The sequence below is a fragment of the Elusimicrobiota bacterium genome, from assembly GCA_026388075.1.
Classification (GTDB): Bacteria; Elusimicrobiota; Endomicrobiia; order Endomicrobiales; family JAPLKN01; genus JAPLKN01.
In genome coordinates this window covers 1-9,038 of the sequence record JAPLKN010000156.1, presented here as the reverse complement: position 1 = coordinate 9,038, position 9,038 = coordinate 1, and the positions used below count along the sequence as shown (strand labels likewise).

Genomic DNA, 9,038 nt, shown 5'->3' with positions numbered 1-9,038 from the left:
AGCAATTCGTCTTTCTGAGCCCGAACAACCAGTTCAGCTCCCAAAGTGAATATAGTATGGGGGCTGCCGGAAGCTATGTATTTTTCTATTTTCCCAATTGCTTCAATTATATTTAAATCATCAAAAAATAAATTCAGATATTTAGTTTTTGTCATTTTCATTTTATTTCTACAGAATCAATATTTAACAATATAGTTCACATAAGCATTTATTGGTCTTGTTTCATTTCCACCCGCAGAAGAGGTACTGAGTGGTCCAACTGAAGAAGAAGACCCCATACTTACATTACTATATGCCGCTCCGGGTTGCATTATAGAAATCGAATGATTATGCGATTTGAATTCATCCGTTTGCATTGATCCTACGGCATCCCCAGTGTTTCCTCCTGTATTCATCGCCGTTCTGGAAGCAGAATCAGGGTCTCTTCCTGCCCCGGCATCTCTACCCCTTAAGAACCGGCCTCTTAAATCAGGAAGATTAAATGTTGACGAACCATCACCCTGGCCAAATTTTTCCTGAATAACTGCATATAAATTCGCATAAGTTGTTCTACTTACGGGATCTCCATTACATAATAGCCATCCGGCAGGGGCAGTATCACCTGCATAAGGAATAATAGAACCAACGGGTACGACATTTTGGCCATTTATTAGGAAATATCCCTCCGAAGTCAATGTTGCAATCGTGCTACCATTAATCATAAAATTTATATTTGAATTTGCCTTCATGTTTTCAGCTGTGGCAGAATGCAAAGCATAAGCCTGCGCAGTAATTTTTTCCCTTGGAGAGAGATCTTTTGAATTAACTTTCAATTGAATCCAATAATCCTTCGCTCGCCAATCAATATTGGGAGACATTGTATAACTGAATATTCCCGAAGAAACAGTGATAGACTGTGTTCCGGAACTCCAGGAAGCAATTTCACCTGAAGCGGCAGGATAGATTTCGAAAACCATATTTTTTGATCCATTAAATGGTAATCCGTATTCCTTGAGCTTCCCTTGATAAACAATTTCATTGGGAACTTCAGCATAAAGATACGATATCCCAAACAGCATACAAAGCATAATTCCGAATAGAAACCATTGCTTTTTCATCAAGCCCCTCCTGGTATAATAAGAATTATACCTGATTACACCGATATTAACTACCGATTACACAGATTATTTTAGCAATAATTACAGTGATTCCAAATACTGATTACGGTGATTTTAAACACTATTATTTCAACCCAACAACTGAGATTTATCATTTAACTCTTCCCCCTCTTAGCCCATCATAATACTTGAAAGTCGCACCAACAAAAATCCAAAAAGGAATGGCGAAATACGGCAGTTCAAGTATTACCAGAAAATTTGCCATCATTAGCCAGTATAAGATTACAGACATAAGAATCAAACCTTGAACGTTTTTCAGGCGTATAAACCCGATCAGTATTCTTACGAAAACAATAATGATAGCCGCAATAAATACTATACCTAAAACCCCTGCCCTATATACAATATGCACAAATGAATTATGCGGTTCTATCCATCCCACATTCCATCCATCATGCCATCCAAGCATTTCTACGGTTTTTGAACGAAAAGGTTTTCCAAAATCCATCCCGAATACTTTTTTGTTTACTGCTACTTCCTCTAACATATCCGTAATTACAAACATCCGCCATAATAAGCTATTTTTTGCAGTATGAATTTCTCTCAACTTCTCTACCGGTTTAGCAACTTCTTTTTTCTTTTCTTCCTTCTTTGCGATTTTTAATTGCTCTTTCTTTTCAGGTTCATAAACAAGATACTTTACTTCCTGATCTCCAGATGTAGTTTTAAAAGCTTCCCCTTCGCGTTCCTTTTCATATATTTTTAAATTATAGTCTTTTCTTTTCTTCGTATTCAATATTCTAAGCGAATATTCCCTGCCTTCCTTAAACCTCTCGTAATGTTCCTTGACAGGGAGCAATGACTTAATTGAATTTCTATCTGCTTTATAGGCAAACAAAACACCTAAAACTCCAAGCATCCCAATACTAATTATTGATTTTACTCTAATCGACTTGAGATAAAACAATGAATAACAAAACATGAAAAACAAAACCGCAATTAAATAACTGACCATCAATGCTCTTACTGTAGTTGACAGAATAAAATATGAAAAGAAAATGAAAGCAGCTATTGAAAGAACCGGAACTATTTTCTTAATTCTAAGGCCTGGCATGATCAAGATTATAAAAGCCAAGTAATAAACAAGAAAATACTGCCTGATTAGTTTCGCGAAAAACATTGCCAATATAAGCACAATAGCTAAAATATAAAATATTTTAGGCTTTTCGGATATTTTGGGGGCTAAAAGAAATGTTGCTACTGCAAATAATACATAATAAAACATAGCTGCATTTCTAAAAGCTAGAGGCCCCCAGATAAAATATCCATATAAAGCTTTTACTAATACAAAGGCGAAATAAGCATATAAGGAATATGTAATTAAGCTTTTATTAATCAAATATTCTCTAAAAAATATAATAAACAATAAAAATGAAATCAATAATACAATTTCACTAATGAATATAGGAAAATTTAGAAAAGATAATTTTATGTGCAGTTCCGCAAAATTTCTATAAAATATCGTGTAAAGCACACACAAAACACCAAAAATAAATAATACTGTATTTGATACTATTTTTTTCACTAGCACCTTTTCCCTCCGTAAATGCAAACTTGAATTTCAATACATTTTTTAAACTATTTCTCCCCAGATTTTTGACAGCCCAATACAAAATACTTCCGGATTATATTTGGTCCTTACAAGCTCATAATTATTTTTACCCATTTCTTTTCTTTTTTCAGGACTGTTTATTAAATATAATATTTTTTCTGCAATTGCACTATAGTCCCCCGGTTTAATAAACAGGCAATTCTCACCTTCTTTGAGCATTTCATCAAGGGCACCGACAGGTGTAACAATCAAAGGTAAACCGTAAGACATCGCTTCCATAACTGCTATTGGACATCCCTCAGAATAGCTCGGGAAAACAAATATATCCGCATTTCTAAACAATTTATCCTTCTTTTCATCATCTACTTGACCGAGCAGCTTTAGTTCTTCTTGAAGATTATTTTCTTTAATAATCTCAAGTATTTTGGAATATCCTCCGTCAGGTTCATTAATATACTTAATATTCCTTTCTACATTTACAGCATGGCCACATAGATTTACCGTTAAATTGCCTTTGAATCCTTTTTTCACCAAAGGTACGGCTCTTGCTAAATCAAGGGCGCCTTTGGCCTTGGAAATATATCCTATAAACAATATATTCAAAGCATTATCGGCTTTCTTTTTCTCAGGAATATTCTCATAAATATTTTTGCTCAAAGGCGAGGGATTATATAATGTTTTTATGCTATTTTCGGGAACGATATTAATAAACTGATATTGCAATTTATTTGCCAACAAAATAATTATATTTACTTTACTCAAAACAAATTTAATATACTTTTTATAAATGCTGCTTGAATTAGCGAGGAATATATCAAAACTGCCTCCGTGAAAATGCAGACATATCTTTTTACCGAATATTCTATCTATTAAAATAAAAATTGAATCGCGCAAGAAGCCAAACTTGTTTTGAGCAAGCGGCATATAAATAATTTGAGGATTAAACCTTATAACATAATATAGATATTTGATGCAATTATAAATCGTGATAATAACATTTATTGCGGAAAACTTGCCTCTTTCGGCAGTTTTTTTTCTTTTGGCTAAAGATAATAACTTTAATTCATATTTATTATTCAAATAATCAGAATTTATAATAACTTCAGTAATTTTGGCCGTACCTTCCTGAGGCGGCGGCAAGTAACCTACTACCAAAATTTTTGGTTTCTTTTCATTTGTCATATCTTGCCGCCTAAAACCTTGGGTTTAATTAACTCCACCAGGCCTAGTATATTTCCCAAACTAATAATAAATAAGTCAACTTTTAGAGTAATTACACCCCTAAATATATTTTCAAGCATATTGCCTATTACAGCCCAAAAAAAACATGTCTCAGAAAAATACTTATCCTTTTGAATAAAATGGTACCTGTTTATAATTTGAGATTTTCCAAGTAATATATTATTTATTCTAGAAGATTTCGCTTTTATATGATATAATCCTGCTTCAGCGACAACCGCAAGTTTATATTTCTTACCTACCCTATAACTAAAATCCAGGTCTTCACAAAATCCATAATCGCTATACCATTCATCATAATCAAACTCATTAAATACTTCTTTCCTCCATACAGTAACCCCTCCCGAAAGCCATTTTACATAATCTGTTTTTTCAGCCGGATGAATCATTGAATTATATCCTGACTTTAATACGATCCCCGTTTTTCTTGAGCCCGTAAGAAAGAATTCTTTTACAAAAATAAATATTGACCTTTTGTTCTCATTTAATATATTAAACACTGCGCCCCCTAATTTTTTATCGGCGCCATCCCAATATTTCATCATATTACGTATTGAATCTTTTTCAAATTCCACATCATCATCTAAAAAGCAGACAATATCAATATCTTCCTTTATCATTTTTATTCCAATATTTCTTTGCTTGGTGAGCCCTGGCGTATCCACATGCTTGTAATCAATTTTGAGACCCATATAATTTTTGTTAATTTCAATTTCAGGATTATCACTTGCATCTACAATTATTAACTGATCCGGCAAGCAGCTTTGCCCGGAAATATTGTTCAAAAGAGATTTTAGTTTAAAACTCCTATTTTTAGTAGGAATAATAATTGTTAATTTAAGTTTTTCTTTGATTTCCATATTATTTTATTCCCAATTGCCTTTTTAAGAAAGAATTATCACCATAAATATTAGGAACATCGTTTTTATATATTCTTGACTTATCAATAGATAATTTTAACTTTTTTTCAGACTTTTTTAATAAATCAAGAACTATATCCCTGATCCTAATGGATTTTCCACTGCATACATTATATATTTCTCCTGCTTTTCCATTCAGTAAAATCTTCCAATATACTTCTACCGCATATTTAACATCAACAAAATCTCTTTTTGAGCCTAAATTGCCCACATAGATTTTATCTCCATCCTTTGCATTACTTATTTGCTTAACAAAAGATCCGAAGACCAAAAGATCCGGCATTCCTTCTCCGATTAAATTAAAAGTCCTTGCAATATTGACATTTAAGCCAAAATTATGGTGATAGTAATTCGCGTATTGTGTTTGAATTACTTTTGAAAGCCCGTAGCAGTTTAGCGGATTCAATTCATGCGTCTCATCAACCGGAAGATATTTAGGCTTGCCGTATTCTGCAGCCGATCCTATTATCAGTATTTTTTTTACTATAAGTTTATTCTTAACAATCGTTTCAAATATTCGCAATGAAAGATTAGCATTTATTTCTATTGCCTTTAAAGGATCGTTTGATTTCAATATACCGGCGAGATTTACGATATAATCTGGTTTTACGGAAACAATAATTTTTTCTAATGATTGATCAACAAGAAGATCCCTAACAATATATTTTATCGCTATCTGTTTATCAATTTTCTTGTCAACGCCTATGAATAAATATTTTTTCCGTAAATTATTTTTCACTATATATTTTTGTAAATATTTGCCGGTAAATCCGTTGATTCCTAAAATCAATATCTTTTTCATTTTCTCAGAAACACCTCTTGTTTTCTTCAAATATTTGAACGGCCTGCACATAACCTTACCCAACATAAACCAATATATTGCTAATCATTTTTGGAATCTAGTAAGTCTGTACCTGCTTATAAAAGTTCCCAAAAACTGATACATTGTTTTCCCCCTTCTCAGAAATAATCATTAATTATGTCGGTTTTCCTATTACCTAATGAATAATTTTCTTCTTACTACTAGCATCATCCGAAGAATTCCATAAATCAGCTTTTGTAAAAAATAATTAGCATACATAATTTTCCTTAAATAATCGCCAAATAAACAATGATTAAATAAATATTCACAAAGTAACATTTGCTTAAAATTGTTTGCATAGAATTCAATGTCTTTTTTTGCGAAACCCGGTATAGTAAGCACAGACTCCTTTCTTTCAATAATGCTAGGAGAGTTAAGATGATTTTCATCTTTAAGCATGCCTTCCTCTTTTGCAATTTTATATAAATCAGTTCCCGGATAAGGATAATAAACACTCATACTAGGGCTATTGGGTAATATCTGAGAATTTATTTTGACAGTATCATAAAATTTCAGGAAATTTTCTTGTGGAAAGCCAATCATATTCTGGGATGATGTTGCTATGCCATACTTATGGGCTAATTTAAAGACTCCGATAATTTCGCTATTTGCTCCAATCTTTTTGTTTAATATATTGTTGCGAATATATTCATTTCCCGATTCTATTCCTATAATTATCCGTTCACAATTTGCATCTTTAAGCATCTTTATATCTGCTTCCGAAATTGTTCCGACCCTTGCATTGCACACAAATGGCAAACCAATATTTTTTTTGTACTGTTCAACAAATTGACGAAACCACGTTTTGTTCAGCATAAGTATATCATCGTGTAAATTAACTATTCTAAAGCTTCTTAATTTCATTGCTTGTTGAATACTATTAATACAGGTCTCAACTTTGGGATAGTTTATGTATTTTCCGCTCCCCAATAATTTTAACCCGTGATTTGAACAAAATGAGCAGTTATAAGGACATCCCCTGCAAAAAATAAATTCTTCATAATCTGAATTAAAAAATCTCTTTCTTTTGAATTCTTTATAAAAGATACTTCTGTCTTCAGGGAAATATTTATCTAAATTTTCAGGGAAAGGCCGTAATTCATTTTTTATGATGGAATTACTAACTTTAAAATATATATTTCGAATTTTATAATCAAGTTTATTATCTTCAATTGATCTAACAAGTTCTAATAATGCTTCTTCGCCATATCCGACACATATTGCATCTATGCCCGGGGTGCTCGTTAATGCTTCCGGAAAAAGAGAAACGTGAGCTCCTCCGCAAACAACAAATATTTCAGGAAATTCCTTTTTTATTTTCTGTATCAGAACCTTAGCATTACCAAATACTGAAGTAACTGAAGAAACAGCAACAATTTCTGTTTTCTTATCCCTCAGCAAATTAAGACAATACTCCTCATCTTCCTGGGATCTATAATAGCACAAATCCGTTTCTACGTTGTTCCGTTTCAAATAACCTGATAAAAATGTGATCCCGGGAGCGATCCGTATAGGCTCGGAACTACTGGTATCCAAGTACACAAATAAGACTCTCATAATATGTTTATTATCCTTTTATTTTCATATGTTTACTTTCCTATTCTTTTTGACTTTCAAAATTATATATATTTCCACGGCGCTTTATTGAATCCCACATTTTTTCCAGATTATGTTTATCACGGATCGTATTCATGCACTGCAAGAATCCTTCATGCTTAAATGCCATAAACTGGCCATCCTTGGTAAGGTTTTCAAGCGGCTCCTTTTCAAGAATAACTGTAGAAGAGTATTTTTAATTATATTTGCTTATGATTTTATTTATATTTTTATCCTATATTATATAGGATATTTTGTTTTTATTAAATAAATATATTTTCCAATGATTTGGGGGTAAGCAAATCCGCAGAAATGTATTTGATCCCTATTTGTTTTCCAATTTTCTTATCAACACCCACAAAAGCATATTTTTTCTGCAAATTATTTTCTTCTATATATTTTTGAAAATATTCACCTGTAAACCCGTTAATTCCCAAAATTAATACTTTTTTCATTATTTCAGAAACTCCGCTTTTTTCTCTTCAAACATCTGAACCGCATTTTCATAGTCTTCCGCTCTACCTATATCAAGCCAGATGCAGTCCTGTATATAACATTTAATTTGTTTCTTTATCCCTTTAGCGCGTAATACCAAATCCGGCATATCCAGTATTTCCGCTTCTTTAATAATTTTCATTACTTCTTTATCAAATATATATATTCCCATACTAACATCAAAATCATAGGTCGGCTTTTCAATGTAATCGGTAAAATTATCCCCGTCTCTTTTTATTACACCCAGGTCTATTTTAACCTTTTTGTTATAGCACGCTATGGTAATATCGTTTTTTTCTTTCTTGTGCCATTCCATCATTTTTTTATAGTCCAGAGTAGTTAAGAGATCCCCGTTCATTACCAGGAAATTGTCGTCATATTCTTTTATCAATGAAAGAGGGCCTGCCGTACCCAGAGGTGTTTCTTCTAGAGAATAGTCTATATTAAGCCCGAGTTTTTCACCGTTTCCGAAAAAAGCCATAATTAATTCCGCCAAGTGATTAACGGTTATTACTACATCCTTAAAACCACTTGTTTTTAACTGTCTTAATACCACTTCCAGTATCGGCAAATCTCCTATCGGCACCAGCGGTTTTGGTATTACTTTAGTAAAAGGTTTTAAACGCGATCCTTTTCCACCGGCAAGAATAATTGCTTGCATGTTAACACCTCTCTGATTACATAGATTTCTCAAGACGATTACACAGATAAAATCATAAAATTAATCGCCTTATTTGACAGCTTTTACTACTTTGGTTTTCTTTCAGGCTGTCATGCCCGAAATCCTTTCAGACCGTGTCACAATGTTGAATTTCAAATGTAGCCGCAACCTTTAGGTTGCGTTTTCCATAGTAAACAAATCGCCCCGCAAGCGGGGCGGCTACTTAAAAGGCTGTTATGACACCGAACCTCGTCTTATCACTGTAATCGGCTTTTAATCACCGCAATCTAAGCATCTTCAGATGCTTAGACGTTATAGATATCCGATTTATAGTTCTTAATATTTTCCTTATTGTTAAACCACTCCGCCGTTTTCTTTAAGCCATCCTCAATATTTACCTGTGGTTTCCATGCAGTCAATTTTTTTATCTTTTCATTGCACCCCAATAGGCGTTCAACCTCGCTTTTCTTAGGCCTTTTGCGAACATCTTCAGAAACAACCTTTGCGCTGGAACCCGCTAAACCTATTAATTTATTGGCTAAATCCCCTACCGATA

At 33.0% G+C, this 9,038-nt stretch carries 10 protein-coding genes; all 10 read right to left on the bottom strand.

Annotated elements, in window-relative coordinates; genetic code table 11:
* Nucleotides 1-176 precede the first annotated feature (176 nt).
* Complete coding sequence (locus tag NT145_08825; GenBank protein MCX5782779.1) at nucleotides 177-1,097, bottom strand: tail fiber protein; 921 nt, start codon at nucleotides 1,095-1,097, stop codon at nucleotides 177-179.
* A 151-nt stretch (nucleotides 1,098-1,248) separates the two neighbouring features.
* Nucleotides 1,249-2,682, bottom strand: coding sequence for an O-antigen ligase family protein (locus NT145_08820; GenBank protein ID MCX5782778.1), 1,434 nt, complete (start codon nucleotides 2,680-2,682; stop codon nucleotides 1,249-1,251).
* Between the two features lie 48 nt (nucleotides 2,683-2,730).
* A complete protein-coding gene (locus tag NT145_08815) occupies nucleotides 2,731-3,891 on the bottom strand; it encodes a glycosyltransferase family 4 protein (GenBank protein MCX5782777.1) in 1,161 nt (386 codons plus the stop codon).
* Nucleotides 3,888-4,808 (bottom strand): glycosyltransferase, encoded by a 921-nt coding sequence (locus tag NT145_08810; GenBank protein ID MCX5782776.1) that lies wholly within the window; start codon nucleotides 4,806-4,808, stop codon nucleotides 3,888-3,890. The genes NT145_08815 and NT145_08810 overlap by 4 nt, the downstream gene beginning before the upstream one ends.
* Nucleotide 4,809: 1 nt before the next feature.
* A complete protein-coding gene (locus NT145_08805; protein ID MCX5782775.1) occupies nucleotides 4,810-5,670 on the bottom strand; it encodes an NAD-dependent epimerase/dehydratase family protein in 861 nt (286 codons plus the stop codon).
* Nucleotides 5,671-5,862: 192 nt separating this feature from the next.
* The gene (locus NT145_08800) at nucleotides 5,863-7,287 is read right to left on the bottom strand and encodes a radical SAM protein (GenBank protein ID MCX5782774.1); all 1,425 of its coding nucleotides are present in this window, start codon (nucleotides 7,285-7,287) and stop codon (nucleotides 5,863-5,865) included.
* A gap of 40 nt (nucleotides 7,288-7,327) precedes the next feature.
* Entirely contained in the window at nucleotides 7,328-7,456 is a 129-nt protein-coding gene (locus tag NT145_08795) for a hypothetical protein (GenBank protein ID MCX5782773.1), read from the bottom strand.
* Nucleotides 7,457-7,589: 133 nt separating this feature from the next.
* Complete coding sequence (locus NT145_08790; protein ID MCX5782772.1) at nucleotides 7,590-7,781, bottom strand: hypothetical protein; 192 nt, start codon at nucleotides 7,779-7,781, stop codon at nucleotides 7,590-7,592.
* Nucleotides 7,781-8,482 (bottom strand): sugar phosphate nucleotidyltransferase, encoded by a 702-nt coding sequence (locus NT145_08785; protein MCX5782771.1) that lies wholly within the window; start codon nucleotides 8,480-8,482, stop codon nucleotides 7,781-7,783. The genes NT145_08790 and NT145_08785 overlap by 1 nt, the downstream gene beginning before the upstream one ends.
* A 305-nt stretch (nucleotides 8,483-8,787) precedes the next feature.
* Nucleotides 8,788-9,038: NAD-dependent dehydratase (locus tag NT145_08780; protein ID MCX5782770.1), on the bottom strand; the 251-nt coding region annotated here is incomplete at its 5' end.